This window comes from Arcanobacterium phocae, assembly GCF_900105865.1.
In the GTDB taxonomy this organism is placed as follows: Bacteria; Actinomycetota; Actinomycetes; order Actinomycetales; family Actinomycetaceae; genus Arcanobacterium; species Arcanobacterium phocae.
The window spans coordinates 384,631-411,397 of the sequence record NZ_LT629804.1; the positions used below are offsets into that span (position 1 = coordinate 384,631).

Annotated in this window: 26 protein-coding genes and 1 tRNA gene; 17 read left to right on the forward strand and 10 right to left on the reverse strand. The window is 51.1% G+C overall.

Features of this window, described 5'->3' with window-relative positions; genetic code table 11:
* Positions 1-61: 61 nt before the first annotated feature.
* Positions 62-1,222 carry a DUF418 domain-containing protein gene (locus BLT51_RS01680; RefSeq protein ID WP_091279129.1) on the forward strand — a complete coding sequence of 387 codons (1,161 nt, stop codon included), beginning with the start codon at positions 62-64 and terminating at the stop codon, positions 1,220-1,222.
* Between the two features lie 26 nt (positions 1,223-1,248).
* Here BLT51_RS01680 and nrdE read toward each other — a convergent pair whose 3' ends face one another.
* From nrdE to nrdH, 3 genes are read right to left on the reverse strand one after another with little or no spacing between them, the layout of a single operon-like run.
* On the reverse strand, positions 1,249-3,384 hold the full coding sequence (nrdE, locus tag BLT51_RS01685) for a class 1b ribonucleoside-diphosphate reductase subunit alpha (RefSeq protein ID WP_091279132.1): 2,136 nt from the start codon (positions 3,382-3,384) through the stop codon (positions 1,249-1,251).
* Positions 3,366-3,767 carry a class Ib ribonucleoside-diphosphate reductase assembly flavoprotein NrdI gene (gene nrdI / locus BLT51_RS01690; protein WP_091279135.1) on the reverse strand — a complete coding sequence of 134 codons (402 nt, stop codon included), beginning with the start codon at positions 3,765-3,767 and terminating at the stop codon, positions 3,366-3,368. Before nrdI ends, nrdE begins: the two co-directional genes overlap by 19 nt.
* Before the next feature lie 21 nt (positions 3,768-3,788).
* Positions 3,789-4,040 (reverse strand): glutaredoxin-like protein NrdH, encoded by a 252-nt coding sequence (nrdH, locus tag BLT51_RS01695; RefSeq protein WP_091279137.1) that lies wholly within the window; start codon positions 4,038-4,040, stop codon positions 3,789-3,791.
* A gap of 345 nt (positions 4,041-4,385) precedes the next feature.
* Between nrdH and BLT51_RS01700 the strand changes: the two genes are divergently transcribed.
* Positions 4,386-4,847 carry an S-ribosylhomocysteine lyase gene (locus BLT51_RS01700; protein WP_091279140.1) on the forward strand — a complete coding sequence of 154 codons (462 nt, stop codon included), beginning with the start codon at positions 4,386-4,388 and terminating at the stop codon, positions 4,845-4,847.
* On the forward strand, positions 4,844-6,184 hold the full coding sequence (gene mtnN, locus BLT51_RS01705; protein WP_157672852.1) for a 5'-methylthioadenosine/S-adenosylhomocysteine nucleosidase: 1,341 nt from the start codon (positions 4,844-4,846) through the stop codon (positions 6,182-6,184). The genes BLT51_RS01700 and mtnN overlap by 4 nt, the downstream gene beginning before the upstream one ends.
* A 104-nt stretch (positions 6,185-6,288) precedes the next feature.
* On the opposite strand, the gene BLT51_RS01710 is transcribed toward mtnN, so the two are convergent.
* The gene (locus BLT51_RS01710) at positions 6,289-8,400 is read right to left on the reverse strand and encodes a S9 family peptidase (protein ID WP_091279145.1); all 2,112 of its coding nucleotides are present in this window, start codon (positions 8,398-8,400) and stop codon (positions 6,289-6,291) included.
* A gap of 50 nt (positions 8,401-8,450) precedes the next feature.
* Entirely contained in the window at positions 8,451-9,023 is a 573-nt protein-coding gene (locus BLT51_RS01715; protein WP_091279147.1) for a ribonuclease H family protein, read from the reverse strand.
* Positions 9,024-9,093: 70 nt separating this feature from the next.
* Between BLT51_RS01715 and BLT51_RS01720 the strand changes: the two genes are divergently transcribed.
* Both BLT51_RS01720 and BLT51_RS01725 read left to right on the forward strand, forming a co-directional pair.
* Positions 9,094-10,002 carry a macro domain-containing protein gene (locus tag BLT51_RS01720; RefSeq protein WP_091279148.1) on the forward strand — a complete coding sequence of 303 codons (909 nt, stop codon included), beginning with the start codon at positions 9,094-9,096 and terminating at the stop codon, positions 10,000-10,002.
* 18 nt (positions 10,003-10,020) lie between these two features.
* Entirely contained in the window at positions 10,021-10,851 is an 831-nt protein-coding gene (locus BLT51_RS01725; RefSeq protein ID WP_091279151.1) for a trimeric intracellular cation channel family protein, read from the forward strand.
* A 58-nt stretch (positions 10,852-10,909) separates the two neighbouring features.
* On the opposite strand, the gene BLT51_RS01730 is transcribed toward BLT51_RS01725, so the two are convergent.
* Positions 10,910-10,993: transfer RNA gene (locus BLT51_RS01730), tRNA-Leu, on the reverse strand.
* Positions 10,994-11,197: 204 nt separating this feature from the next.
* Between BLT51_RS01730 and BLT51_RS01735 the strand changes: the two genes are divergently transcribed.
* The 6 genes from BLT51_RS01735 to pknB all read left to right on the forward strand — a co-directional run bounded on the left by BLT51_RS01735 (position 11,198) and on the right by pknB (position 18,458).
* Positions 11,198-11,896 carry an FhaA domain-containing protein gene (locus tag BLT51_RS01735; RefSeq protein WP_091279154.1) on the forward strand — a complete coding sequence of 233 codons (699 nt, stop codon included), beginning with the start codon at positions 11,198-11,200 and terminating at the stop codon, positions 11,894-11,896.
* Positions 11,893-12,348, forward strand: coding sequence for an FHA domain-containing protein FhaB/FipA (locus BLT51_RS01740; RefSeq protein ID WP_091279157.1), 456 nt, complete (start codon positions 11,893-11,895; stop codon positions 12,346-12,348). Before BLT51_RS01735 ends, BLT51_RS01740 begins: the two co-directional genes overlap by 4 nt.
* Positions 12,348-13,568 carry a PP2C family protein-serine/threonine phosphatase gene (locus BLT51_RS01745; RefSeq protein ID WP_091279160.1) on the forward strand — a complete coding sequence of 407 codons (1,221 nt, stop codon included), beginning with the start codon at positions 12,348-12,350 and terminating at the stop codon, positions 13,566-13,568. Before BLT51_RS01740 ends, BLT51_RS01745 begins: the two co-directional genes overlap by 1 nt.
* Positions 13,565-15,061: an FtsW/RodA/SpoVE family cell cycle protein gene (locus BLT51_RS01750; RefSeq protein WP_091279161.1), complete on the forward strand. Its 1,497-nt coding sequence runs from the start codon at positions 13,565-13,567 to the stop codon at positions 15,059-15,061. The genes BLT51_RS01745 and BLT51_RS01750 overlap by 4 nt, the downstream gene beginning before the upstream one ends.
* Positions 15,058-16,503 (forward strand): peptidoglycan D,D-transpeptidase FtsI family protein, encoded by a 1,446-nt coding sequence (locus tag BLT51_RS01755; protein ID WP_091279164.1) that lies wholly within the window; start codon positions 15,058-15,060, stop codon positions 16,501-16,503. The genes BLT51_RS01750 and BLT51_RS01755 overlap by 4 nt, the downstream gene beginning before the upstream one ends.
* A gap of 83 nt (positions 16,504-16,586) precedes the next feature.
* Positions 16,587-18,458 (forward strand): Stk1 family PASTA domain-containing Ser/Thr kinase, encoded by a 1,872-nt coding sequence (pknB, locus tag BLT51_RS01760; protein WP_091279167.1) that lies wholly within the window; start codon positions 16,587-16,589, stop codon positions 18,456-18,458.
* Between the two features lie 216 nt (positions 18,459-18,674).
* Here pknB and BLT51_RS01765 read toward each other — a convergent pair whose 3' ends face one another.
* Positions 18,675-19,616, reverse strand: a complete 942-nt coding sequence (locus tag BLT51_RS01765; RefSeq protein WP_091279170.1) for a class E sortase — start codon at positions 19,614-19,616, stop codon at positions 18,675-18,677.
* A 121-nt stretch (positions 19,617-19,737) separates the two neighbouring features.
* Here BLT51_RS01765 and BLT51_RS01770 point away from each other — a divergent pair, with 121 nt between their 5' ends.
* Positions 19,738-20,007 (forward strand): cell division protein CrgA, encoded by a 270-nt coding sequence (locus BLT51_RS01770; protein WP_091279173.1) that lies wholly within the window; start codon positions 19,738-19,740, stop codon positions 20,005-20,007.
* A 52-nt stretch (positions 20,008-20,059) separates the two neighbouring features.
* Here BLT51_RS01770 and BLT51_RS01775 read toward each other — a convergent pair whose 3' ends face one another.
* Both BLT51_RS01775 and BLT51_RS01780 read right to left on the reverse strand, forming a co-directional pair.
* Positions 20,060-20,638 (reverse strand): rhomboid family intramembrane serine protease, encoded by a 579-nt coding sequence (locus BLT51_RS01775; RefSeq protein ID WP_091279176.1) that lies wholly within the window; start codon positions 20,636-20,638, stop codon positions 20,060-20,062.
* Positions 20,639-20,713: 75 nt separating this feature from the next.
* Positions 20,714-21,235: a peptidylprolyl isomerase gene (locus BLT51_RS01780; RefSeq protein ID WP_091279179.1), complete on the reverse strand. Its 522-nt coding sequence runs from the start codon at positions 21,233-21,235 to the stop codon at positions 20,714-20,716.
* Between the two features lie 224 nt (positions 21,236-21,459).
* Here BLT51_RS01780 and BLT51_RS01785 point away from each other — a divergent pair, with 224 nt between their 5' ends.
* From BLT51_RS01785 to BLT51_RS01800, 4 genes are all read left to right on the forward strand, one after another.
* Positions 21,460-22,326: a hypothetical protein gene (locus BLT51_RS01785; protein ID WP_157672853.1), complete on the forward strand. Its 867-nt coding sequence runs from the start codon at positions 21,460-21,462 to the stop codon at positions 22,324-22,326.
* 121 nt (positions 22,327-22,447) lie between these two features.
* Positions 22,448-23,323, forward strand: coding sequence for a glucose-1-phosphate thymidylyltransferase RfbA (rfbA, locus tag BLT51_RS01790; RefSeq protein WP_091279184.1), 876 nt, complete (start codon positions 22,448-22,450; stop codon positions 23,321-23,323).
* 7 nt (positions 23,324-23,330) lie between these two features.
* Entirely contained in the window at positions 23,331-24,203 is an 873-nt protein-coding gene (locus BLT51_RS01795) for a glycosyltransferase family 2 protein (RefSeq protein ID WP_091279186.1), read from the forward strand.
* A gap of 45 nt (positions 24,204-24,248) precedes the next feature.
* On the forward strand, positions 24,249-25,202 hold the full coding sequence (locus BLT51_RS01800; RefSeq protein ID WP_157672854.1) for a serine hydrolase: 954 nt from the start codon (positions 24,249-24,251) through the stop codon (positions 25,200-25,202).
* Here the strand turns inward: BLT51_RS01800 and BLT51_RS01805 are convergent.
* Positions 25,171-25,788 (reverse strand): dTDP-4-dehydrorhamnose 3,5-epimerase family protein, encoded by a 618-nt coding sequence (locus BLT51_RS01805; RefSeq protein WP_091279190.1) that lies wholly within the window; start codon positions 25,786-25,788, stop codon positions 25,171-25,173. The two genes, BLT51_RS01800 and BLT51_RS01805, sit on opposite strands and share 32 nt — an antisense overlap.
* A 129-nt stretch (positions 25,789-25,917) precedes the next feature.
* On the opposite strand from BLT51_RS01805, the gene rfbD reads away from it, so the two are divergent.
* Positions 25,918-26,766, forward strand: coding sequence for a dTDP-4-dehydrorhamnose reductase (gene rfbD, locus BLT51_RS01810; RefSeq protein ID WP_091279192.1), 849 nt, complete (start codon positions 25,918-25,920; stop codon positions 26,764-26,766).
* The last annotated feature ends 1 nt before the right edge of the window (position 26,767 follow it).

Sequence of the window (26,767 nt, forward strand, 5' to 3'; positions counted from 1 at the left end):
CCATCATCTCATGGGCAGATGTCACTTCCAATGGCATCGCTCAGCGTTTATTATGTGACGTATGACGACGACGAACACTATATCCACGCTTTCCGTGACAGCTAGCCAATCTTCCCGAATTGGTGGACTGGATTTAGCTCGTGGCTTAGCGATTTTAGGCATGTTTTGGGCGCATACCACAGCGTATGAACCCTACGGTTTTTTCGATGGTTGGCTGGCTCAAATTCCTGATGGCCGGTCCGCAGTGTTGTTTGCACTGTTGGCTGGGGTGTCGGTAGCGTTAATGACGGGCCGGCAAAATCCTTATGTTGGTGAACGAATGCAGGCGGCGCGGTTGCGGATTGTGGGCCGGGCGTTGCTGCTGTTTTTCCTCGGAAGCTTGTTGAGTTCCTTGAATACCCCGGTGGTGGTGATTCTTGGCTTTTACGGTTTTTGGTTGATGCTGGCGTTGCCACTCACATCACTGCCCGTTCGCACGCTGGTGTGGATTGCCGGGATTGCAGCAGTCGCGGGACCGCTCCTGTTGATTGTGGTTAAGTCAGCAATGGCAGCGAGTGGATTGTTTGTTGGCGCGGACCCTAACTCGGCATTTTTTGCCGTCATGATTTCCGGAACCTATCCGGGCTTGCAGTACGGTGTGTTTGTGATTGCTGGGTTGGCGATTGGCCGCAGCGACCTCCTCAATCGAGTACGGCAGTTACGGCTCTTGGCAGGTGGATTAGTGTTGGCAATCGGCGGGTACGGGTTGTCCTATCTAGCTACTGGTGGCGAAAATACTATCCCACAGCATATGCCGTGGGACCCGATCAACTCACTCTTGGCGCGCGAAGGCGGTGAGCGTTCCTTGTCAGGGTCTATCGGCTGGGTGTTCCCGTCGGTTGGTGAATTTTTCTCTGCTGAACCGCATAGTGGAATGTTGCTGGAAACGATTGGTTCGGGTGGTTTTGCGATCGCAGTTTTAGGTGCGTGCTTGTTGATTGGTTCGACCGCGCGCCACGTGTTGTATCCGTTGGCGGCGATGGGGTCGATGCCACTGACGAGTTACTGCGCCCACGTTGTGGTGATCTATGTTGTCCCGGACGCTGAAGAAGCATTGACGTTGTTGCCGTTTATTACTATTGCGGCGACGACGATGTTGGTTGCGTCGCTATGGAAACTCAAGTTTTCCCGTGGTCCGTTGGAATGGCTGGCATGGCGCAGCGGGCTGCTGTTTACGATGTAAACGTGCAGCCCGCTGGGTAGCTAGATTTAGAGCATACAGGAGACGCAGCCTTCGACTGCAGTCCCTTCTAATGCGGCTTGCCGGATGCGCATGTAGTACAGCGACTTGATGCCTTTTCGCCACGCATATATATAGGACTTGTTCACGTCACGAGTGGTGACCGTGTCTGGATAGAACAAGGTTAGTGATAATCCTTGATCGACGTGCTGGGTTGCTTCTGCATACGTATCGATAATGGCTTTCGGCCCTATTTCGTAGGCGTCTTGGAAGTATTCCAAGTTGTCGTTCGTGAGGTAAGCGGCCGGATAGTACACGCGCCCAAGCTTTCCTTCTTTACGGATTTCGATTTTCGACACGATCGGATGGATCGACGACGTCGAATGGTTAATATACGAAATCGACCCGGTTGGCGGAACGGCTTGCAGGTTCTGGTTGTACATGCCGTAGCGGATCACGTCATCTCGTAGTTGTTGCCAGTCTGTCTGGGTTGGAATATGCGTGTTAGCGAATAGTTCGCGTACGCGCTGAGTTTTCGGCGCCCACTCCTGCTCAATATATTTCGTGAAATAGGAGCCGTCAGCGTAGGCGGAACGGTCGAACCCTTCGAATTGCTGTCCACGCTCGCGGGCAATGGTCATCGACGCACGGATCGCATGATATGCCACGGTGTAAAAATACATGTTGGTGAAGTCCAGAGCTTCTTCGGAACCATAGAAGATTCGTTCACGCCCTAAATAACCATGCAGGTTCATCTGACCGAGCCCGATCGCGTGCGACATGTCGTTACCACGAGCAATTGATGGTACCGAGGTGATATCGGTTTGATCAGAAACTGCGGTTAATGCTCGGATTGCTGTTTCGACGCTGCGTCCGAAGTCCGGCGAGTCCATTGTCTTGGCAATATTGAGCGATCCTAGGTTGCACGAAATATCCTTGCCGATATGCTCGTAGGACAGGTCTGGATTGTACGTCGACGGCTCGGAGACCTGCAGAATTTCCGAACATAGATTTGACATCGTGATGCGGCCATCGATCGGGTTGGCCCGATTAACCGTGTCTTCGTAAACAATGTACGGATATCCGGATTCAAACTGGATTTCCGCTAGGGTTTGGAAGAACTGACGGGCGTTGATCTTGGACTTACAGATACGCTCATCGGCAACCAGTTCGTCATACTTTTCCGACACCGAGATTTCTGTGAATGGCACCCCGTAGACCCGTTCGACGTCGTACGGCGAAAACAGATACATATCCGCGTTGTTCTTCGCCAATTCAAACGTAATATCTGGAATAACAACGCCTAACGAGAGCGTCTTAATACGAATCTTTTCGTCCGCATTCTCGCGCTTGGTATCCAAGAACCGCAAGATATCCGGGTGATGAGCATGTAGATAGACGGCTCCAGCCCCTTGCCGTGCACCCAATTGGTTAGCGTAAGAGAAAGCATCCTCAAGCAGTTTCATAACCGGATTAACACCAGAAGACTGGTTTTCGATTCGCTTAATCGGAGCACCCAGCTCGCGGATATTCGACAGATTCAACGCTACCCCGCCACCGCGCTTCGATAGTTGAAGTGCAGAATTAATACCGCGCGAAATTGATTCCATATTGTCTTCAACACGCAACAAGAAACATGACACGAGTTCGCCACGCGCTTTCTTTCCAGCGTTCAAGAATGTTGGGGTAGCTGGTTGGAATCGGCCAGTAAGAATCTCGTCGACAATCTGCTCAGCAAGGGTGGTATCACCGGCAGCAAGCGTCAGCGCAACCATGACTGCCCGATCCTCAAAACGCTCTAAATAGTGTTTACCGTCGAACGTTTTCAACGTGTACGACGTGTAATATTTGAACGCACCTAGGAATGTAGCGAATCGAAATTCGTGGGCATACGCGCGTTTGTAAAGACTCTTAACAAACGCCATATCATAAGCGGTAAAGACTTCTGGCTCATAGTAGCCTTCGTCAATAAGATAAGCGATCTTTTCTTCGATTGAATCGAATACGATCGTATTCTTGTTGACGTGCTGGAGGAAGTACTGACGGGCCGCCTCACGATCTGCATCGAATTGAATCTTGCCTTCCGCATCATAAAGGTTAAGTTGCGCATTGAGCGCATGAAAATCCATGCTTTGAGCCTTGTCCGTCATGACTTGTTCCACCATTGATTTAATCCCTCACGCAATTTTTCTACATCAACTGGGGTGCCCAGCATTTCAAACCGATACATGTGCGGCACATGAGTCTTGGCAGAGATAATGTCCCCTGCTAAACCATATGCTTCCCCAAAATTAGTGTTTCCACCGGAAACCACACCACGGATATGTGAGCGGTTCTGCTCATTATTCAAAAACTTAATTACTTGTTTCGGAACTGCGCCTCGATCGTTTCCACCACCATACGTTGGCACGATAAGCACGTAATCGTCTTCGACGACTAATGGCTCGTCACTGGTTCTGAGCGGAATCCGATCGGCACGAAATCCTAACTTTTCAACAAAACGTTTCGTATTTTCCGTCGTCGATGAAAAGTAGACAATATAAACCACAGGGATCAGCCCCCGACGACGTTAGGCGCGCATCGCTGCCGGTGCTGAAACGCCAGCCAACCGCTTAATCAGATCTGGACGGTAGCCCGACCAGTGATCGCCGTCGGCAAATACAACCGGAGCCTGCTGGTAACCCAATGCTTTAACGGTCTCCAGCGCGTCAGAATCCTGAGTCAGGTCAATCTCAGAAAAGGATAGTCCATGTTTGAGCAGAGCTCGCTTGGTTGCAGTGCACTGGACGCAAGCTGGCTTGGAATAGAGAACGATAGCCATGTTTTCTCCTCATGAACATATTTTTCAGTACGTTAGATAACACTACACCTAGTGATTATAAAATGCTTGACCACTACATGGTGTGGCTAGAGCACTCACGTCACTCTCGGTAGAACAAAAATACTAGTCGCCTCAGCGTCCCTTTTACATCCCAAACAGCCATGACCAACACCACCAATCAGCCCAATACTAAGCAAGCCAACGGCGTCACCACAATGCGTAAAGAACCACACCCGTGCACCTTCCGCATTGACTACATCGACGGCTATCATGTCAGAATCGGAAAATCACCACCAATGTGGGACAATACTTTAAGGATCATTTAGATTACGCGGAGGAATACTCATGCCCACAATGAACGTCGAATCGTTCAACCTAGATCACCGTCAGGTTAAAGCGCCTTATGTGCGCATCGCCGATGTCAAACATCTGCCTCACGGTGACACACTCACAAAATACGATGTGCGCTTCACCCAACCTAATCAAGCACATTTAGATATGAAAGCTGTTCATTCCATCGAACATTCATTTGCTGAGTATGCCCGCAATCATGCGGACGACGTCGTTGATTTCTCTCCGATGGGATGCCAAACCGGTTTCTATTTAATTCGTGCTAGCGAACCAGATGTTTCCGGCACCATCGATCTGATTGAGACCACTTTCAACGATATTTTGGTAGCCACCTCCGTCCCAGCCGCCAATGAGATCCAATGCGGATGGGGAGCAAACCACTCCCTTCCGGCGGCCCAGTCAGCTGTTCGGGATATGCTTGCGCATCGAGATACCTGGGAAGAGGTTATTTCGTGAAGCAAATAGATGCACTCGTCATTTCTGCCATGGACGAAGAAATGGCACCATTTCTGAGCCTCATCCAGTCTTGTAACCCTAAGCTACTACCATCCCCGGTTGGAACCGCATATCAGGCTTCAAAAGGCCAGATGCGCATGATTTTGATGGTCACTAAGGTTGGTATGACCGCGTGCGCAAGTGCACTCGGTTGGCTGTTGGCGAACTATAAGCCAAAGGTCATTGTGTCGATTGGTTCCGCCGGTGGCCTGGCACGTAATTCACGAGTAGGACAAGTTATTGTTGGCCGCGAGTACCTCAACGGTGGCGCTGATGGACAAGCATTCGGCTATACCCGTGGCCAAGTACCCGGCCAGCCATCTTCTTTCTTGGGCGATGCACGTATGATCTCTGCACTCGAACAATATGCCGCCACAGGCAATGACGACAGTCCTATTATTCGCATTGGACAAATGTTGTCATCTGACGCATTTGTGACTGAAGCGAATGTTGCAACAGCTCGTGATGATTTCCCGGAAGCACTCTCCGCCGACATGGAATCCCACGCGGCCGCTCAAGTTGCCCATGCTTGGGGAATCCCGTTTGTGTCCATCCGTGGCATCTCGGATCTGTGCGGGGACCCTGACGATCAGGCTGTTTCTTTCCATGCAGAGCTTTCCGATGTTGCCACTGCTGCAGCTAAGGTTGCCTGCTATGCCCTTCAACATAGTGATTACATTTCAATTGAGCGGTGTGTAACCCAACGTTTTTCTCAACCAACGCTGACAAGCGCCCTCTACGTGATGTTGGCTAGACGATACGATCTACCAGCTGGCGATCGGTCAGTTCTTGACCCAGCTGGCATGAAATCTGTGCGATACAGCATCGGAGCCTATGGCTCTGCCATCATGGAACTCCTCATTGATCAAATTGCTGCAGGAAAAGCTTTCGCGCTCGAGAATCCTGATTCGGTTCTCACTGCTAAAGACTATGATCGGTTACGTGCGGAGTTCATTGCATCTATTCCAGATGACGTACAGACTGATACGTTTGCTTGGCCGCCAACATCTCAAACAATTATTAAGCGTTTTGACGGCTATTGGAATGAGGCCTTGAAAGCGATCGGATTAGTAACACGACAGGGTCGAGTTCGGGGTGGCATAAAATATTCTTCTGAAGATTATCAGTCGGCTATGAATAAATATATTGCTTATGCTCGCAGTAATGGCTTCACCCCTTCTTTTGCCGGATACTCTGATTTTGCGAAGACTGGTATGAATAAATCTAAAGTGCCTTCTGGTGCGGCTATTCGACAACATTTCGGTTCGTGGAGTAAGGCTCTCAATTCGGTGGCGTAACATGCCCGCTTGAGTTTGAGATCCAACGAGTTTTTGAGGGGAGCAGCCGGCCGGTTGCTCCCCTCAACTACAATCCTGACTGTAGCAAACTACTACGCCACAATTTATTTCACACCAATCTGGTCAAAGATGAAGGCTAATTGAGCTGCCCGTTCACTCCACTTCTTGTAACGCCCCGAGCCGCCACCATGACCAGCTACCATTTCAGTACGCTGAATGATCGGTCGTTCAATCGGATCGTTCGTGACAGTATCACGCAAGGCCTGGATCCACTTGGTCGGTTCAATATAGCTGACTCGAATATCGTTTACTGAGGTAGAAGCCAAAATCGCCGGATACTCAACTGCCGTAATATTTTCATACGGCGAATACGACTTCATATAGTGGTATACCTCGGCGCTCTCAATCGGGTTTCCCCATTCTTCCCATTCCCCTACAGTCAGCGGCAATTCGGGCTTGAGAATAGTGTTGAGCGCATCAACAAATGGCACAATTGCGTGAACCACACGGAATACGTCCGGAGCCAAGTTAGTAATCGCTCCCATCAACAGACCACCTGCTGAGCCGCCTTCTGCAGCCAACCGTCCCTGCGCAACAAGTCCATTATCAACTAGCCAGCGAGCACATGAAACAAAGTCAGTGAAAGTATTACGTTTGGTGAGCATCTTGCCGTTGTCATACCAGGCGCGCCCCATTTCACCGCCACCGCGAACATGGGCAACCGCATAGACGACACCACGATCTAGCGCCGATAACAAAGTCGGACTAAACCATGGATCCATGGAGATCTCATACGAGCCATAACCGTACAAGATTCCTGCATGAGAACCATCTTTAGCGACATCTGCGCGATGTACGATAGTCAGCGGAATTAGCACACCATCCGATGCCGGCACCCATTCTTGGTATTGCACATAGTCATCACGCTGATAGTTGGGAACCTCGGTACGTTTCACCGTTACCACTGCACCAGAGTCTAAACTCCACCGCTGGAAGGTTTCTGGGGTGAGCGCCGATTCGATACTGAATCCTACTTCCCGCGCCTGCCACACGTCATTGCCGTAAAACCCAATCGACGCGAGATCCTCGGTAGGAATAACAACGCCAACCTGCCAAGAATCAGCAGTAGTGCCCTCCCCGGAACGAGCAAACGCCCGCAACTGCATCGAGCCAGCATCACGCATATTAACAACCGCGAAATCTTGGAATGCCACGACTTCACTCAATCTCTGCCCCGGTTGCGCCTGATAGATCAGCTCCCACGAATCTGGTGTACTAGCTCCAACTGGGGCCACCGCCACATCGAAATCAGCGTTGTCTTTGTTGTGAATAATCAGCAAGCAATCTCCAGCCGGCTCAACCGTATAATGCAACCCGGTGTGCCGCGGATAGACAAGAAAATTCTTTTCCGGATCTCGGGTGGAGAACAACCGGACATCGGCAGTGAGCTTGGATTCGGACTGAACAATGAGCCACTCGCCGTCACGCGATTGATCTATGCCTGCCCAGAACAGTTCATCGTCCTCCTGATACAGCAGAACATCATCTTCTGTATTTCCGCCCACGGTGTGCATCCACACCTGGTAGGACCGCCATGCTTCATCGTTCTTGGTGTAGAACACCCGAGTGGAATCATGTGACCACACTAAGCCGTATCCCACACCGACCAGCGATTCGTCCACGGTAGAATCATCTTCGATGCGCGAAATCCGCACACTAAATTCTTCATTTCCGGCAGTATCTACGCCCAACGCCAACATCTGACCATCAGGCGAAACCGATGCTAGCCCAATGCTAAAGAAGTCCTTGCCTTCAGCTAGCACATTGCCGTCATATAAAAGCTGAACCGGAACACTATCAATATCGGGAATATCTGCGGCCCCACTGCCCTCGCCTACGGCCAGACACCGATACGTTGCTGCATAGGATTTTCCCGCAAAAGTTCGCCGCCAATACCAATAGCCGCCATCTCGCACTGGCACCGAGACGTCATCTTCCTTGGTGTGACTAGCAAATTCACTCACCAACGTTTCCCGCAAACCACTCAAATGTGCGGTACGCGCATCAGCCCATGCGTTTTCCGCCTCGATATGTGCCCGCACCTCCGGCGTTTCGCCGCGAATCCACTCATAATTATCCACCACGTCATCACCGTGGAATGAGCGTGTGATCGGTTTCTTCGCCAACCGTGGCGCCTGCGTCATCTTGTTGTCCATGTTCTTAACCCTAACGTCACCCTCCGACACATTTTCGTGTCATGTAAAAATTACCGATATTTATTCGTCTGTTCGACGGCGAGCCGATCTGCCATATCATTGCCCGGATCCCCATTGTGTCCACGCACCCATTCAACGTCTGTGTGCCCGGTACGCCCCTCATATAGGTTTACTATTTCTTCGATAAGCTCACGGTTTAAAACCGGCTTGCCGTCAGCTTTTCGCCAGCCACGTTTACGCCAGCCCACGGCCCACTTAGTCATCGAATCAATCACGTATTTTGAATCAACACGCAACAGCAGCTTCACATCCGGCCCGGCATAACGTAACGCATGGAGCATCGCGGTCAGCTCCATAATATTATTCGTCGTTTTGTGGGATCCGCCCGACACCGCATATCCGTTAGTTTGGTCCACAAATGCCCAGCCGCCCGGTCCGGGGTTTCCCGAACACGCTCCGTCAGTCGCGATCACCAGATTATAGGACGACGACGGACGCCCTACCTGTTTTCCAAAGCTATGTTCCTCAGCCCCATCCGGGAGTCGAAAAACTTCCGGCGATTCAGGCGAAGCTGCGTCGTCGTCGAAATCAGAAAAGAGCGAAGGCTGGTGTGAAAAAGTCATAGGGACAGTTTATCTCACATGACCTTCCCGGCGAAGATAGGTATCCTTATAGTAGCGAGAAAGGCAAAAAATGATTCTACTATCGGACTACCGTAAAGAAATTCATCTGGACGAACCGTTCCCAGAGCCAAAGAATGACACCCGAGCAGACTATGACCTCCTTATGACGGCCCTAGCCGGCATCAATGAAAAGCACTACACCGGAACGTCCTCATTAGCTCACCTTTCTACCGACGAAGGACTCTTCCGCTGGCTACAAGCCGAATTGGCAGTACGTGACCCTAAGCCACTCGATCCAATTTCGTCGCGCGCAATCAACACCTTGCTGTTCCGCCAAGTTGGCAAGCACGGCCGGGTGGAAGCAGAAAACCTACGCCGAGTATCCGATATGCTCCCTGACTGCGATTACGGCCCAGCGCCACACACTGTGCTCTACCGTGGTGATATGCGTCAACTCGTCGTAGACGCCGTCGTCAATCCCGCCGTACCAGACCTCAACGGATGCCCAGTCCCACTACACGACTGCCTCGATTCAACCTTGCACGAACAGGCCGGGCCATGGATGCGCAACGATACCAACACAGTTCGCGAACTTAACGGCGGAAAAGGCCTAGAACCAGCCGATGCAATCATCACTCGCGGCTACCGCCTTCCCGCAAAGTACGTCATTCACACCACCGGCCCCCGGGTCGAAGACGGAAACGTCACCCAAAAAGACCGTGACGTTCTCTTCAAGGCCTACTGGAATTGCATGGAATTGGCCCGCGCCAAGGGAGACATTCGCTCCATCGCTTTCCCAGGTATCTCCACCGGCAACGGCGGATTCCCACTCGGCGAAGCAACCCAAATCGCGTTGGACGCCGTTGAACGCTGGACCTACCAACATGACCAAGTCCTCGATCTGGTCGTGTTCTCGCTACGGACTGACGCGGATGCCGAAAAAGTTCTCAAAAAGATGGAAACTTGGATTGAGGACTGAGATTAAAAAGGCGGTGTTATGGATCCGGAAAGCCTGTTCCGCCTAGTCGACGTACTCGGTGTTATCGCAAATGCGCTGATTGGGTCTGCCCTCGCACGAGTTTTGGGTTATGACCTAATTGGCTATCTAGTTCTTGGTACTGGAACAGCCCTCGGTGGTGGTATTACTCGTGATGTGATGCTCGGGGTTGGGTTCCCAGTGGCGTTAACGGATCCGTGGTATCTAGGTGGTGCTTTTGCGGCATCAATTTTGGCTTACCTTTTTCCGTTTGAAGGACGATGGTCGCAGCGGATGCTTTCTTTGGCAGACGTTTTAGCATTGGGTTGCTGGTCAGCAACCGGAGCTTCTAAGGGGTTGAGCGCCGGTTTAGATTGGATACCATCGATCTTCCTCGGCGTTGTCACCGCTACGATGGGCGGTCTCTTGCGTGACGTCATGGTGAACAGAACACCCGCAATTTTCGGTGGCAGCCCGTTATATGCAACGTTTTCAGTAATAGCCGCGACCCAGATGGTATTTTTCCAATATAGCGGTATGTATCATGCGGGGATGGGATCGGCGATTGTGCTATGTGCAGTATTCGGTTTGCTGGCACGCCGGTTTAATTGGCAACTGCCTCGCAATGCTTACGATTTACGGCAGTATTCGGCGCGATTGCGCCAGTTACGGTTGCGGCCACGTCATATGCGCGATGATGTTACATCGTCACATCACAGCACAGAAAGCGATATTGCAACCGAAGCCAATACTAAAGGCGTAGCCCAAGCCGGACGCGAATATCGGCATAAGATTCGGCATACCAAGCCTGACGAGGCTGGCAATGTCCCACGCCATTTACGTGAAGAGTGAACGCGCTAAAGAACGCAACATAGAAAATCCCCGGTACTAAACATACCGGGGAATATTGTGCTCGAGGGGGGAGTTGAACCCCCACGCCCTTGCGGGCACACGGACCTGAACCGTGCGCGTCTGCCTATTCCGCCACTCGAGCCAGACGTCCGCTAGTTTACAATCTTTTACACGCCAAGCGCAAACCCTCCCCGACGCCACGGCAGTGATTCCAGCCACCGAAACCTGCAAGATGGCTCGCATTTACCTGCCATAGTGGATACCTACTAGGGAAAGGACGTAAAGTTGAATTAGTGTGTTGTCTTTGTACAACTAAGTTGCTGTAACGGAATCGAGGAGCTGGCGTATGGGTGCGTTAGATAAGTTCGAAAAGAGCGTGGAGAACGCCGTTGAGAACGTTTTTTCGCGCGCGTTTAAGTCAGATGTGAAGCCAATTGAGCTATCATCCGCAGTTAAGCGGGCAATGGATGATCGGGCCGCGGAAGTCTCCCGTGATCGAATTGTCTCTCCCAATGAATTTGTCCTGACCTTGTCTTCTCGTGACTTTGAAAAAATTAAAGAATGGGGCGAAGATTCACTGCGCGAAGAGCTAGTGCGAGTCGCTGCGCGTTATGCAAGCGAACAAGCATACGTTTTCCTCGGACCCATCACGATTGAGTTCACAACTTCGGCGACCCAGCCACGCGGCAAGATTGACGTCACCTGCGCAACTCGGCGCGGCCCCGTTGCGCCCGCCACGATTGCAGACGCTTCACCACAAAACCCGATTATTGACGTCGACGGCGAACGGTACATCCTCACCGGCGCAATCACCGTTATTGGCCGTGGCTCTGTTGCCGACATCCAACTTGACGACGACGGCGTATCACGTAAGCATCTGGAACTGCGGGTTACCCCAAACGGTGTTATTGCTACCGATCTCAATAGTACTAACGGCAGTTTTGTGGAAGGCCACCGGATTACCGCGGCAACGTTAGTCGACGGCAATACGATCACGATCGGCCGAACCCGCATCATGTTTTGGACGTCTCCGGAGCCGCTATGAGTGCATTAGTTGTCACCCTGTTACGTTTTAGCTTCTTAGCTGCAATCTGGTTGCTCATTATTTTCATGCTCGTGACCATTCGCAACGATATTTTCGGAACGAAAATTCGGGAGCGACGCCACAAAGCACCGGCAGCTCGTACGCAACGGGTGGAGGCGTCGTCGGCGCCACGTCATCTGGTGGTTGTGCGTGGACCGCTCACAGGAACCGCAATACCGTTGGGAACATCCGCTATCACGGTGGGTCGCTCGCCAGACTGCGCACTCGTGCTTGATGACGGCTATGCGTCGTCTCGTCATGCTCGTTTCTATGCCGAGGGCGAGGATTGGATTATCGAAGATCTAAATTCTACAAACGGTACCTGGGTTGGAACACAGAAAATTGTCTCACCCGTTCGGCTAGATATTGGCACACCGGTGGTGATCGGTAAAACAACGATGGAGCTGCGATAATGATTCGTTTTGATTATGCAGCAGTGAGCGATGTTGGTTTGGTTCGTAAATCCAACCAAGACGCTGGTTACGCTTCGTCGCATCTATTAGTCTTAGCAGACGGAATGGGCGGTGCCGCTGGTGGCGATGTGGCTTCGTCGGTGGTTGTCGGCAACATGGCACATATCGATGATTCTCACCAAGCCGAAGATCTCATCGCACTTTTGAAGGCCCAGCTCAACAAATCACAGCACGAATTACTCGAGCTCGTCACCGAGATACCGCAACTTTCTGGACTGGGCACAACATGTACCGCTATATTGCGTACAGCTAACAAGCTCGGCATGGTTCATGTGGGAGACTCACGCGCCTATCTGCTACGCAACAACAAACTAACGCAGATCACCCGCGATCACACTCTTGTCCAGTACTTAGTAGACCACGGCGAGATAACTCCTGAAGAAGCACTCAACCATCCGAAACGCCATGTCATCATGCGCAACGTTGGGGCCAGTGAAGATCCCGTTGATATTGATGCCTCAATACGTGAGGCACTACCTGGCGATCGTTGGCTACTCTCTTCTGACGGTTTGTTCGGAGTAGTATCAGATGAAACTATTGAACTTACGTTGCAGTCCTACGCGAACTTGGACGAATGTGGCGAACGTCTGATCGACCTAGCGCTTGCAGCCGGAGCACCAGACAACGTGACCATTGTTTTAGCAGACGTGGTGAACGATCCAGGCACCGGCTCCTCTTATGATCGAGGCCCAATTATTGTTGGTTCGGCAGCAGTTGACCGCAAGAAACCTACCCGAGCCGGTTCATCAGCAGCGGGACAGCTAGCAGCCTTGACCGCGAGCGCACGCCCTGCCGAAAACAATGACGATGACGATGATGCCAAACCACCACGGCGCTGGATTGCTCGGTTCGTCGCATTTCTTGCTTCGCTCGTCATCATTGCCGGAGGTTTAACTGGTGGCTACATGTGGACCCAGAGCCGTTATTACGTCTCAGTTGACCACGGAAAAGTAGCAATATTCAAGGGAATCCCACAGAATATTGGGCCGATAGAGTTATCAAGCGTCTATGAGCAAACAGGCATTAAGGTCACTAGCTTAACCCCGGTGGCACAGCAACGTTTAGATCTACCGATCACCCGCGGTTCGCTCGCCGAAGCTCATAAGGTTGTCAAAGATCTTGCTGCTCAAAAACTCACTTCTTCAGGTGATTCTCGATGAGCGTCGTGAGCACTCAACCAGCAAAATCTGGCCGCTACCAAGAACTTGGTCTGCTTATCCTGGCCTATATCATTGTGGTCGGATCTTGGATCTTGGTCCATTACGGGGTCCATGACTCACACCCTGAAACTTCGTTACCGAATAACTTTGTGTGGATCACTAGTGCTGGAGCAGCGTTCTTGTTCGCCAGCCACGTCATCATACGCAAGTTTGCGCCCTACGCAGACCCGGTCTTATTTCCTGCCGCAACGGTTTTAACTGGTCTGGGACTGGCAATGATCTACCGGATCGATTTCCAGCTTGTTGCCCGGAATACACCCCCTGACACCCGAGGACAGCTTATTTTAGCTGTTGTGGGAGTAGTTTTAATGGTTGCCACAGTGGTTTTGCTACGCGATCATCGCTGGCTACGCCGTTTCACCTACAGTTCTCTCATAGCCGGATTAGTGTTGCTTCTTTTGCCGCTAGTACCCGGTTTAGGCGTGGGAGCTTATGGTGCACAGCTATGGATCACGATTGCCGGATTTTCCTATCAACCAGCGGAAATGTCAAAGATTTTTCTCGCGATATTCTTTGCGAGCTACCTAGTGACCCAACGCGATAATCTATCGTTAGCTGGCCCGAAGTTTTTAGGCATTCATTTTCCGCGGCTACGGCATTCGTTGCCAATCCTCATCGCGTGGCTAACTTGCATGGGAATTCTCGCATTGGAACGCGATTTTGGAACTGCTCTACTCTTCTTTGGTCTGTTTGTGGCGATGCTCTATGTGGCAACTGAGCGTACTTCATGGATCATTATTGGCGGTTTACTCTCCTCGCTCGGCGTATATGTGATTGTCCAGCTAATGCCACATATCCAGGCTCGGTTCACAATCTGGCTACATGCGCTTGATAACGACGTCTACAACGCCGAATACGGTTCCTACCAGCTTGTCCAAGGCTGGTTTGGGATGGCTTCTGGCGGATTGTTCGGCACCGGGTTGGGTGAAGGTAGTCCAGCCAATTCATTTGCTGCTAACTCTGATTTCATTATTGCGTCGCTTGGAGAAGAACTCGGGCTAGTCGGCTTACTCGGCATTTTATCTCTCTATGTTGTGATCGTCACCCGCGCTTTGAAGACCGGAATTGCACTGCGCGATGGATTCGGCAAGCTTTTCGCAGCCGGCTTGGGCTTTGCGATCGCATTGCAGTGCTTCGTGGTTGTCGGCGGAATAACGCGCGTTATCCCGTTGACTGGGTTAGCGATGCCGTTCCTTGCTAAGGGCGGCTCAGCGCTTCTGACGAATTTCATTATTATCGGCGTTCTCATTCGTATGTCCGATTCAGCTCGCCGGCCGTTCACTCCAGTTTCGACTCCGCTTTCCACGATCACCACCGGTGAGCTTCCGGCTAGTTTGATCTCGCTAGGTGACGACGACGAAACGCCGTCGTCGGAAGAAGACTACTTAGCAACAACTGCCGTCCCTCGCATCGAAAGTGAGGATCTGCCGTGAATCTAGCCATTAAAAAACTGACGGCCATCATTATTGTCATGTTCTTAACGCTGATGGCTGCCGTGACATATATTCAGTTTTTCAAAGCGCCTGAACTTAACGCTGACACCCGAAACGTGCGTACTCTCTGGCGCGAATACGGTACTGATCGTGGCCCTATTATCGTCGCCGGGGAACCGATCGTCACCTCAGAACCATATCCCGACGAATACAAGTTCTTACGCACCTACCATCAAGGTGAACTGTATGCTGGCATTACCGGATACTTTTCGACGACGTTCAACTCGATGACTGGCCTGGAGCGTGGCGAAAATCCAGTGCTAGGCGGTTCTGATTCAGCACTCTTTACGCAACGAATCGAGCAGCTAATCACCGGCCGGCAACCAAAGGGTGGAGCAGTCGAACTAACCATTGATCCGCAAGCACAACAGGCCGCTTGGGACGCGTTAGGTGACCGGCGAGGCGCCGTCGTCGCCATCGAGCCGGCAACTGGAAAAATATTGGCACTAGTGTCTAAGCCATCCTATGATCCAAATGCGCTCGCTAGCCGGGACGCAGCCGCAGCTAATGATGCGTGGAACAGTCTCAACAATGATCCGTCACGGCCGCTGATCAATCGTGCGCTGGGTGGGGATCTCTACCCGCCTGGATCAGTTTTCAAAATTGTTACCGCAGCGGCCATGATTGAGCATTCTGATCTGAAAGCCGACTCACTTATTGAGGCTCCGCTCTCTTTCACGCCTTCTGCCACGACGCATGAGATTTTCAACCCGTATAAGCAGCCGTGCGGTGACGGTTCTGGGCAGGTACCACTCGCGGTTGCATTAGCACAGTCCTGTAATACGCCGTTTGCCATCGGCGGCACGAAAGTTGGTGCAGAGGACATGGTTTCGATGGCTACCGCTTTTGGCTTTAACCAAGAATTATCTATCCCACTTCCGGTTACGGCGTCGAAATTCCCCTATCCGGAAGATCCGGCAGCGCTGGCCATGGATTCGTTCGGGCAACGCGATGTGAATGTCTCACCGTTGACAATGGCGATGGTTGCTTCGGCGGTTGCTAATCGGGGTACATTGATGAAACCATATCTGGTTGATAAGACTCTCACTGCTGATCTTGGCGTTCTCTCCGAGACTAAACCGACTGAGTTTAGTACACCGATTAAGGAAGAAACCGCGGATACTTTACGGGCTGCGATGATCAGTGTTGTCAATGAAGGCACCGGGATCCATGCAGCGTTGAGTAATGTTCAGATTGCTGGAAAGACCGGAACTGCAGAGATCGGTTCTGGCGATGCGGCACATGCGTGGTTCATCGGTTTCGACGCTGTGGAATCACCCAAAGTTGCTCTCGCTGTGCTCGTCGAAGAAGGCGATAGCGGATGGAAAGTTGCAGCGCCCATTGCCAAGAAAGTATTCGAGGCGATTATTAATCGTGACTGAATCGCAACAATATCTACGCACATTTTGACCATGAGATAAGGCAGACTAGATTTCAGCTGTGTGATCCAGGAAGGAAGATCAGAATGACAAACATCCCACGTATGCTGGGTGGTCGATACGAAGTCGGTGACCTTATCGGTCGAGGCGGTATGGCACAGGTCCATATGGGATACGATACGAGGCTCTCACGTACTGTCGCTATCAAAGTTTTGCGATCTGACCATGTGACTGACCAAACATTCGTTGCTCGGTTCCGCCGTGAAGCGCAAAGCGCAGCCGCTCTGAATCATCCGTCAATCGTCGCAGTCTATGACACCGGCGAAGAGCACATGACTTCTGAAACCGGAGAGACAATCTCTATCCCGTATATCGTCATGGAATACGTTAAAGGACGTACCGTCTCAGAACTCCTGAAGAACGGTGACGCCCTGCCGATCAATGAAGCCGTCCAAATCGCCGTCGGGATTCTGTCCGCACTAGAATACTCCCACCGCGAAGGCATCGTTCACCGGGATATTAAACCCGGCAACATCATGCTAACCAACGATGGCAAGGTCAAGGTCATGGACTTTGGCATTGCTCGGGCGCTCTCCGATTCATCGGCAACTATGACGCAAACGAACTCTGTGGTTGGTACTGCTCAATATTTATCTCCAGAGCAAGCTCGTGGTGAAGTTGTTGATTCGCGTTCAGATCTGTATTCCACCGGTTGCCTACTCTATGAGCTCCTCACCGGACGGCCACCATTCCGAGGCGACTCAGCAGTAGCAGTCGCATACCAGCATGTATCTGAAATCCCGCAGTCACCGATGGTTCTTGCCCCAGATATTCCAGAGAATATTGACCGCGTTGTCATGAAGTCGCTCGCTAAGAAGCGCGAAGATCGCTATCAACGAGCAGTCGATATGCGAGCCGATCTGCTCTTAGCACTGCGCGGCGGATACGTTAACGCACCAGAGTCGAACACGTGGCGCACCCAGGTTATTCCACAGACACAAACACCGGTAGCGCAGAATGTCCCACCGGCAACCCAACCAACACTCACTGAAACAGGTGTTTCGCCAGCAGTAGCCACAGATAAAAAGACTAATACACTTCTAATTGTCCTAGGTATTATTCTTCTTATTTTGGCTGGAACTGGTTTGGGATGGGCATTGCTCTCCGGCAGTGACTCTACCGATACCGAAAAAGCAAATATAGTGACTGTTCCTGACTTAGAAGGCACAAGCCAAGTCACCGCGCGTCAACGCTTAGAAGAAGTGGGATTGGTTTTTGTTTTAGGCGAACCACAAGAAGATAAGAATATTCCAGAAGGAAAATTCGTATCTTCCGATCCCGCATTTGGTACCGAAGTTAAGAAGGGCTCCTCGGTAACTGTTTCGTTCTCTTCCGGCGCCGGAACGGTGACAATTCCTGATTTAGCTAATGGCAACTTCAATCAAGACGCAGCAAAACGCGAATTGGAAAAACTCGGTCTCAAAGTTGGACGAGTCGACGTTAAAGACGTCCCAGGGCGAGCAAAAGATATTGTCACTGAGACCTTGCCTGCGCCTGGTCAACAAGTTGAACACGGCACTTCGGTCAATATTGTGATTGCCTCAGGCGAGATCCTTATCGATCAATCGGTAAGCTCAAGGATTATCGATCGGCCTCGCGCAGAAGCTGAACAGTACCTCAATGAGACCCTCAAGATCTCTTCGATTACAGTCGAAACCAGAAAAGATGAGAACGCTGTTGAAGGCACCGTTATTGGCATGAGCCTAGAGCCTGGAAAGGTTCCTTACGATACCAAGGTGACGCTATGGATTGCGGAAAAGCCTGATCCAGCTCCAGCTCCGAAGAAACCAGATTCTAAAACTGGAAATGGCAACAGCCCAGATAATAATTCTGGCAATAGTGGAAATACTTCGCCAGCCACACCGTCACAACCCGGATCAGAAGACGGCCAACCTTAATATCTAAAAAGTGGCCCCGAAGACGCAAGGTTCTTCGGGGCCACTTAAATATTGCTAGTTACTCAACAGTGGTGTCAAACCAATTCGAGTTGTAGTACACCCACGGGTAAACATACTGAACTAAAACAAACACTACCCCCGCGAATAACGCTAACATGACAAGGGCTTTCACCCATTTTGGTCCCGGGATAATCCGCCACAAAGCACCGTACATTGTCACTCGCCCTTTTCATTCATCTCGATCAGTTCCTTCGGCATTCCTTCAGAACGATCAATCCAATATTCGAATTCACCATGCACAATCCACCGTTGTGCTGCGCCGTATTCTGGATGGCACGTTGTCAGAGTAATCAGACGACGCGTAGGTGGATCGGTCACTTGAGTACCATTTTCTTCGGCTTCTTTAGCCTTATACGGATCCGGCGCTATCACTCGAGTCTGATCTGGGTTCACTAGTTCATGGTCAAGCACGCGATACATGTAATATCCATCCGCAGTTTCGATAATAATTGGATCGCCCGGATTGATCTTCTCAACAAACCACAGTGCATCACCATTACCGCGACGATGTGCAGCTATCGAGAAGTTACCGATCTCGCCTGGCCACGCAGTAGTTTCATAATGACCATAACCACCATGATCGAGAATATCCCAATTTGTTGTCCCCTGACTGATAGTACGGGTAGCGAATTTTCCCATCGTAGGCAGGTGAATAACACCAAATGTTTCCGCATGCTTAGGCGATAGTGTGAACGGTGGCGGATCTTTTTTTACCGGTTCAGCTACCACTGCAGGTGGCTTGCCGGCCGAGCGCGAAAAGTCATCAAGCCACTCGTTTTGTACTTGTTTCGCTAAAAATGTGGTCCACCAAAGTTGCCAAGCAATGAATCCGGCCACAATGATGCCAAACGTGATAAGAAGCTCACCTACAATACCGATGATGATCGCAGATGTTTTTCTTTTTTTGCGCGTGCGCATTTTAGGTTTCTTCTTGCCACCCGCCGACGCGACAATCATCGTAGGCGCAGGATCCGGTTCTGTTTGAAATCCGTGGAAAAGATCATCCTGATCGCGCGTTTTTATTCGAGCTTCCCGTGGGAGTGCAGACCGCCGTCGTACCGGCATGGTGCCGTCTGATACGTTTTGCTCATGTGTCACAGAATTCCCTTTCACAGTGTTTCATCTGCCCACTATACGGGTATTTGTGAATCTAAACTACCGCGAACGCGTCAATACCGATAGTCTTATATCGGTAGTTTCACTTTTAGCGAGGAAAATGATGCCTGAATCGAAGAAACGTAAGAAAGTTGAGGAGCGTCGTATCGCCGCTTCACGTAACCAGCAAGAGCGTCCAGCTCCGGAAATTCAACGCTCCCCACGTTGGTGGGCACCACTCATGGTGACCCTAGCGTTGATTGGCTTACTTGTGGTAGTAGTTGCCTACGTGTCTCAAGGTCAAGCCCCTATTCCCGGCTTCGGCAACGGAAACCTGTTTATTGGTATCGGTTTGATGCTGGCAGGTTTCTTGATGACGATGGGTTGGAAGTAACCTCCATACGTTAAAATGTTGAGGCTCGCGTTCGTACGCGAGCCTCAACATTTCACCATCCGCTACGAGATTGTCTTTGCCGACGACGGTGCAGTGGCCACCAGATAGCGGTCAGCAGTAGCCCGGTAAGAAATCCACCGAGATGTGCCTGCCATGAGATTTGCGGATTTGTGAAAACAATCAGTACGTTGATCACAAGCAAGGCTATGATGCCACGCGGATCAGTCCGCAATGCTCGGGTAAGGACAACGAGCGCTCCGAAAAGACCAAAAATCGCTCCGGAGGCTCCGACTGCTGCTATATTCCATTCATTCGTCCAGAATGCCCAAGCATACACACCGGCGTTGCCACCGAGAGCACTAGCAATATAGAGAACAGCAAAACGTGATGATTTAATTGCTGGTTCCAATTCGTTTCCGAGGAAAATCAAGGACAGCAGATTAAATCCGATATGTAGCATCCCGGCGTGTAGAAAGGCTCCGGTAAGGAAACGCCACGGTTCTGTTTGAGCTAAAAACGGCACAAAAGCATAGTCGTAGAGCGCTTGCGGATAGACGTACGTCACCAGGGAAGCTGCAATACATACGGCGCTCATAAACGCTGTTACTGGGGGAATGTTGAGCTTAGACATAAATCCTCACATTGGTAAAAGTATTCCTGCCGCGCCGAAACCGGCGCGGCAGGAAAGATCAACACAAGAAACGAGTTACTCAGTAATAGTGATGGACTCGATCATGATCGGATCGATCGGGCGATCCATTGGGCCAGTTGGGGTGGTAGCAATCTTGTCCACGACTGCTTTCGACTCATCATCGACGACCTTGCCGAAAATGGTGTGTGCACCGTGGAGCCATGGTGTTGGAGCAACGGTGATGAAGAACTGTGATCCGTTTGTGCCTTTACCCATGCGCTTACCCGCGTTGGCCATGGCAAGAAGATAAGGCTCATTGAAGGTCAGTTCTGGGGAGATTTCATCGTCAAACATGTATCCCGGGCCACCGGTACCAGTGCCTAGTGGGTCACCGCCTTGGATCATGAAACCGTCAATGACACGATGGAAAATGGTGCCGTTGTAGAGTGGCTCAGTGCTTTCTTCACCGGTAGCAGGATCGATCCACTCACGCTTGCCGGTTGCCAACTCAGTAAAGTTAGCAACTGTTACTGGGGCATGCTCTGGAAAAAGTTCGATGGAAATATTACCAACAGATGTTGTCATTAGTGCTTTCATAGTCTCAATCTTCCCATACCTTCTCGCCACACACCACTAGCAGCACTCCAAGTAACGGCTGAGAGCGAAATAGCAGCGCCGTCGTCGTCATTAATTCGGTTCAGCGCGAACAAAACCAAGCAAAACCGCGTTTTTATGTGCACAGGATTACAATTTCATGAAAGAATGGAATGGAAGAAGGCTCGCTGTGAAAATTCACGGCGATGAAACCTGGAGGTGGTGCAATGTCTTTCTTTAAGCGCAAGACTGCCGCAGAAAAGGCAGCAGATGAAGCTAAGAAGCTCAAGGACCAGGCAGCGAATGCAACTGGAACATTTTTTGCCAAGGTAGCAGATGCATACCAGACATCCCGCACATGGGCAGAGCCACGGATCGAAGAAGCCGCAGAGAAGCTGGTTCCGGTAGCACAGCAAGCCGTGACCCGAGCCAATACGGTAGCTCGTGACGCATACGAGCGCACGATGCCGTACGTAGAAGAAGCAGTAACTAAGGCAAAGCCGTATGTGGAAGAAGCTGTCACCAAAGCTAAGCCCTACGTTGATGACGCTCAGGCTTTCGTAGCTGAAAGCACCGATCGCGTGAAAGACGATTATCTTCCACGCGCCAAGAAGGCCGCCAACGCTGCTATTGCAGAGATGAAGGCTGGTGCGGATGAGCAGGCGACTAAGATTACGAAGCTTTCCAAGAAAGAAATGAAGAAGGCTAAGAAGGCTGCTAAGAAAGCCGAAAAGAAGGCTATGAAACTGACGAAGAAGCAGGAAAAGAAGGGACGCGGAAAGAAGATTTTCGGTCTGACGCTTCTTGTTGGCTCTGCTTTGGGAGCAGCTTATGTCGCGTGGGCTCGTTCCAAGCCAGTTGAGGACCCGTGGGCAGAAGCCTACTGGGAAGATCTGGCTGTTCCAACGGAGGACAGCACCGATTTCACATCGTTCGAAGAAGCTGTTGATTCAGTCAAAGAGCAGGTAGAAGACGGCGTAGAAAAGGCTGGCGAAGTTGCTGACGAGGTCAAGGAAGCTGCCACTGAAGTAGCTGATGAGGTTACAGAAAAAGTAACTCCTCTTGATGTTGCAGAGCAACTAGAAGACAAGTAATCATCACTGTTGTGGGGCAGAACAAAGTTCTGCCCCACACGTGTACCTATTACCACCCGTTACCCCAAAAAATACGGAATAATAGAGGACATACATTAACCCGCAATAGAAGGTAGGTATCATGCGTGGCATTATTTTGGCAGGTGGGTCCGGCACCCGGCTTCATCCCATTACCCGGGGTATTTCAAAGCAACTCGTGCCAGTCTATGACAAACCGATGGTCTACTATCCCATGACTACTCTTATGCTGGCCGGGATTCAAGATATTTTAGTCATTACTACGCCACACGATGCAGAGAGCTTCCAACGTCTTCTTGGCGACGGATCCCAGCTTGGTGTCAACCTCTCCTATGTTCAGCAACAGCAACCAAACGGACTAGCCCAAGCCTTCGTTTTAGGCGAAGAGTTCATCGGAAACGAAGCAGCGTCGCTCGTTTTGGGTGACAACATTTTCTACGGTCCTGGAATGGGAACTCGGTTGCGCCGTCACGTTAACCCGGACGGTGGCGCCGTATTTGCCTACCATGTGGACGATCCGGAACGCTACGGCGTGGTCGAGTTCGATAGCGAATTCCGGGCGCTCTCCATCGAAGAAAAGCCTACACATCCTAAATCAAACTATGCTGTTCCGGGCCTGTATTTCTACGATAACGATGTTGTTGAAATTGCGAAGAATCTTCAGCCTTCGCCACGTGGCGAATACGAGATCACTGATATCAATAAGCATTACCTGCGTGAAGGAAAGCTAACTGTTGAGGTCTTGCCGCGCGGCACTGCATGGCTTGATACTGGCACATTCGATTCGCTCGCAGACGCTACCTCTTTTGTGCGCACGGTTGAGGCCCGTCAAGGCTTGAAGATTGGATGCCCGGAAGAAGTTGCGTGGCGCATGGGCTTCCTGACCGACGACGAACTCATCGAACGAGCTGAGCCACTGCGTAAGTCTGGGTACGGCGAATATTTGATGCGTGTTCTTGCCCGTGGGAAGGACGCCTGAACTTACCGTGTCCACCATTTTCGCGGTTATTGTGACATATAACCCTGGCGACATCTCGCAACTACTGGACCGCTTCGTCGCGCAATGTGCTGAAGTTGTTGTTGTTGATAATTCCGACGTCGATAGCGCCTTACTTCGTTCAGCGTGCACTGATGCTGGCGCAACTCTCATTAGTTTGGGACAGAATGTTGGCATTGCGGCAGCTCAGAATATCGGCATTGACTATGCACTGAATAGCGGTGCGGACGCGGTGCTTTTATCGGACCAAGATTCTATTCCAGGGCCAACAATGGTTGCCGATCTCGCAACACATCTAGGCCCTGGTATTGGCGCTGTTGGACCAGTTCCCTACGACGGCAATGAACCACTGGTGTACACCGATCACTACTGGGGGCCGAAACGACCTAACACCGCGGTAATCGGGGACGAACCCATTACGGCCGCCTTCTTGTTGGCTTCCGGATGCTTGATACCGGCACAGGTACTCCGTCATGTTGGGTTGATGCCAGCTGACTATTTTATTGATCATGTAGATTTGGCGTGGTCCATGCGAGCACGCACTTATGGGTATCAGCTTCTTGCGATTCCAACAGTTAGGTTGATTCATTCGCTCGGTGACCGCGGAATCAAGATTAAAGGACGCCAACGAACTGTTCACGTGCACTCGCCAATTCGTAACTATTATCTGACCCGAAACACGGTAGAGCTGATGCGTAATCCGGATCTGCCAGCTACATGGCGATTCAGGTATGGCTATTGGATCGCTCGCTTTGCGGCGTTCACCCTATTAGCAAATAGTGATCGAGCAATACGTGCAACTATGATCGGCCGCGGCTTGCGTGATGGTGTTCGACGTCGAATGGGTAAGATGCCGCAGTAACTGGCATATGCTGAATCAACAATAAATGTCAACTATCCTTGAAATATGGCTTTTAAGCACTCTAGTTCTTTCAAGAGGTGCGCTACCGTATGCATCCTTGTTGTTAGTAGTTTGGCAACAGTAGCGTGTTCCGTTACTCCTAACGATGAGCAAAGTAAAGATTACTCAGAAACTACGGAAAGTGCTGATCAATCGGCTCCAGCTTACGAACCATCCCTAGAAGGGCTTCTGGGGCGCGTTGACAGGATCAACTCAAACAAGCTCATTTTACTGCCGCACACTCCTCAGCTTTCGGCACCTTTAAAAGCCAAGCTCACCGCGCAGATAAAAGCTATTAAAAAGGCTGGAGCTAACGTCGGTATTCTCATGATTGACACTGAAACCGGACAAGGCTTGGCGTACAATGCAGAGACCCAATTTTATGGCGCCAGCACCATTAAGGGCCCGTACGTCGTCGCCATTAACAAATTTTTAGCCGACGACGTCACCGAGGCTGACGAAACACTGATGTACAACGCCATCGAAGCATCCGATAACGAAGCCTATATCGCGCTGCGAACCAATTACGGCGACGATCTGTTCTCATTTTTTGCTGACAACGCCAACGCACCTGATATCGACCGCGAAGAATACTATCCTTATCTATCCACGAAAGAACTTACTGCTCTCTGGGCTGAGATGTATGACTATTTCTTCCTCAACCCCAACGACCGAGCCGAAACAACCCGCGATTTCTTCACATCTCCCTACAACTCGTTTATTTATCAGTCTTTGGGCGACGAATACACCACGTACACAAAACCGGGCTGGATAGATATCGATCCGATAGCCCGCAACGATGCCGGCATTATCGAAACAGACGACGGCACATATCTACTCGCGATTATGTCTACCGCTTTCAACGAGGAAGAAAAACTGATGGACCTCACCACAACTATGGATGAGATCCATCAGGATTTAAAGGAAGCTACTTCTGAAGTGAACGCACAAAAGCCATAGCTTCCTCATAGGATGGCAATAGCCCCGCTTCTTGAGCTTCGATAAGACCTGGAGCAGCGGTGTCCTTCTCTGACAGCAGCAATTCCATCGGGTTCCCGGCACGGTCCACAGTTGGCCATTCGATGCCAAGGGTAGAACAGGTTGGATTCACGCCATGTTCCCGGCCCGGCGCATACGGTGCCGAACACAAATAGGTAGCCACAGTATTATCTTCCAACGCAATGAATGCGTGACCGAGACCTTCGGAGATAAAGATCGCTCGCCGATCGACGTCGTCAAGTAGCACTGAATCATACTGACCAAATGTTGGCGAACCGACCCGGATGTCAACCACAAAATCAAGCAACGCGCCCTGCGGGCACATCACGTATTTGGCTTGCGACGGCGGAACATCAGCAAAATGAATACCGCGAACAGTTCCCGCCTTTGACACCGACGTATTAACCTGTTGCACATCGAGTTCCCGGCCAACAGCTTCAACGAACGTCTTCTGCTTAAAAGCTTCCAGGAACAAACCGCGCGAATCCGGGAATTGCTTCGGAGTGATACGGTATGCGCCGTCGATAGCGAGTGGTTCAATCAGCATGGAGCCTCCTCAAAAAGATAAATACTTCTGGAAAGAAGTCTACGCCACCTACAGTGGTGAACACGTTAGTTAAGTCCCCGTGCGTGTAGAATTAATGAAGCTTATGAAATGATGTGAAGGAGATACCCCATGACATGGATGGTTGTTGGCGCTAAAGGCATGCTTGGAACTGACCTTGTGGCACGGATCAAGCGTGACGGTCATGAGGTGCGAGCCGTTGACCTTGGTGACATCGACATCACCGATGTTGATTCGGTGAACACTGTTGTTAACGACGTCGACGTGGTTATCAACTGCGCTGCCTTCACTGCCGTGGATCCGGCAGAAGAAAATGAAGGAACCGCGTTCCGAGTCAACGCTACCGGCCCGGCGAATCTAGCACGTAGATGCACCCAAATTGGTGCCCGGCTGGTGCAAATCTCTACCGACTACGTGTTCCGGGGGGACGGCTCTACCCCGTGGGGCGAAAACGATCCAGTTGATCCGATGTCTGCCTATGGACGCACAAAGGCTGCCGGCGAATGGGCGGTGCAGGCCTACACTGATGATTATTTGATTGTGCGAACCGCATGGTTGTACGGCAAATACGGCAATTGTTTCCCGAAGACGATGGCGAAACTCGCCCAGACGCATGAGACACTGAAGGTCGTTACTGACGAGGTTGGTCAGCCAACGTGGACTGTTGATTTAGCTGATCTGATTGTGCGCCTGGTGGACGCGAAGGCACCGTCGGGCATCTATCACGGCACATCACAGGGCGAAACCTCGTGGAATCTTTTCACCAAAGAGATTATGCGCTCGATCGGCAAGGATCCCGAGATGGTTTTGGAGACGACGGCGGCTGCGTTCGACCGTCCGGCAAAGCGCCCCTCCTACTCGGCTCTCGGCCACGATGCGTTGACGGCTATCGGTGTTGACCCTATTGGCGAGTGGAAAGAGCGCTGGGCGGTAGCCGCGTCGGTAGTGTTAGCAGATTAAG

Bases quoted from the DNA above. Each gene is read 5' to 3' on its own strand.
- BLT51_RS01680 (WP_091279129.1), top strand. From the start codon at position 62: ATGACGACGACGAACACTATATCCACGCTTTCCGTGACAGCTAGCCAA.
- nrdE (WP_091279132.1), bottom strand. From the start codon at position 3,384: ATGGTGGAACAAGTCATGACGGACAAGGCTCAAAGCATGGATTTTCAT.
- nrdH (WP_091279137.1), bottom strand. From the start codon at position 4,040: ATGGCTATCGTTCTCTATTCCAAGCCAGCTTGCGTCCAGTGCACTGCA.
- BLT51_RS01700 (WP_091279140.1), top strand. From the start codon at position 4,386: ATGCCCACAATGAACGTCGAATCGTTCAACCTAGATCACCGTCAGGTT.
- BLT51_RS01710 (WP_091279145.1), bottom strand. From the start codon at position 8,400: ATGGACAACAAGATGACGCAGGCGCCACGGTTGGCGAAGAAACCGATC.
- BLT51_RS01715 (WP_091279147.1), bottom strand. From the start codon at position 9,023: ATGACTTTTTCACACCAGCCTTCGCTCTTTTCTGATTTCGACGACGAC.
- BLT51_RS01720 (WP_091279148.1), top strand. From the start codon at position 9,094: ATGATTCTACTATCGGACTACCGTAAAGAAATTCATCTGGACGAACCG.
- BLT51_RS01725 (WP_091279151.1), top strand. From the start codon at position 10,021: ATGGATCCGGAAAGCCTGTTCCGCCTAGTCGACGTACTCGGTGTTATC.
- BLT51_RS01735 (WP_091279154.1), top strand. From the start codon at position 11,198: ATGGGTGCGTTAGATAAGTTCGAAAAGAGCGTGGAGAACGCCGTTGAG.
- BLT51_RS01740 (WP_091279157.1), top strand. From the start codon at position 11,893: ATGAGTGCATTAGTTGTCACCCTGTTACGTTTTAGCTTCTTAGCTGCA.
- BLT51_RS01745 (WP_091279160.1), top strand. From the start codon at position 12,348: ATGATTCGTTTTGATTATGCAGCAGTGAGCGATGTTGGTTTGGTTCGT.
- BLT51_RS01750 (WP_091279161.1), top strand. From the start codon at position 13,565: ATGAGCGTCGTGAGCACTCAACCAGCAAAATCTGGCCGCTACCAAGAA.
- pknB (WP_091279167.1), top strand. From the start codon at position 16,587: ATGACAAACATCCCACGTATGCTGGGTGGTCGATACGAAGTCGGTGAC.
- BLT51_RS01770 (WP_091279173.1), top strand. From the start codon at position 19,738: ATGCCTGAATCGAAGAAACGTAAGAAAGTTGAGGAGCGTCGTATCGCC.
- BLT51_RS01775 (WP_091279176.1), bottom strand. From the start codon at position 20,638: ATGTCTAAGCTCAACATTCCCCCAGTAACAGCGTTTATGAGCGCCGTA.
- BLT51_RS01780 (WP_091279179.1), bottom strand. From the start codon at position 21,235: ATGAAAGCACTAATGACAACATCTGTTGGTAATATTTCCATCGAACTT.
- BLT51_RS01785 (WP_157672853.1), top strand. From the start codon at position 21,460: ATGTCTTTCTTTAAGCGCAAGACTGCCGCAGAAAAGGCAGCAGATGAA.
- rfbA (WP_091279184.1), top strand. From the start codon at position 22,448: ATGCGTGGCATTATTTTGGCAGGTGGGTCCGGCACCCGGCTTCATCCC.
- BLT51_RS01800 (WP_157672854.1), top strand. From the start codon at position 24,249: ATGGCTTTTAAGCACTCTAGTTCTTTCAAGAGGTGCGCTACCGTATGC.
- BLT51_RS01805 (WP_091279190.1), bottom strand. From the start codon at position 25,788: ATGCTGATTGAACCACTCGCTATCGACGGCGCATACCGTATCACTCCG.
- rfbD (WP_091279192.1), top strand. From the start codon at position 25,918: ATGACATGGATGGTTGTTGGCGCTAAAGGCATGCTTGGAACTGACCTT.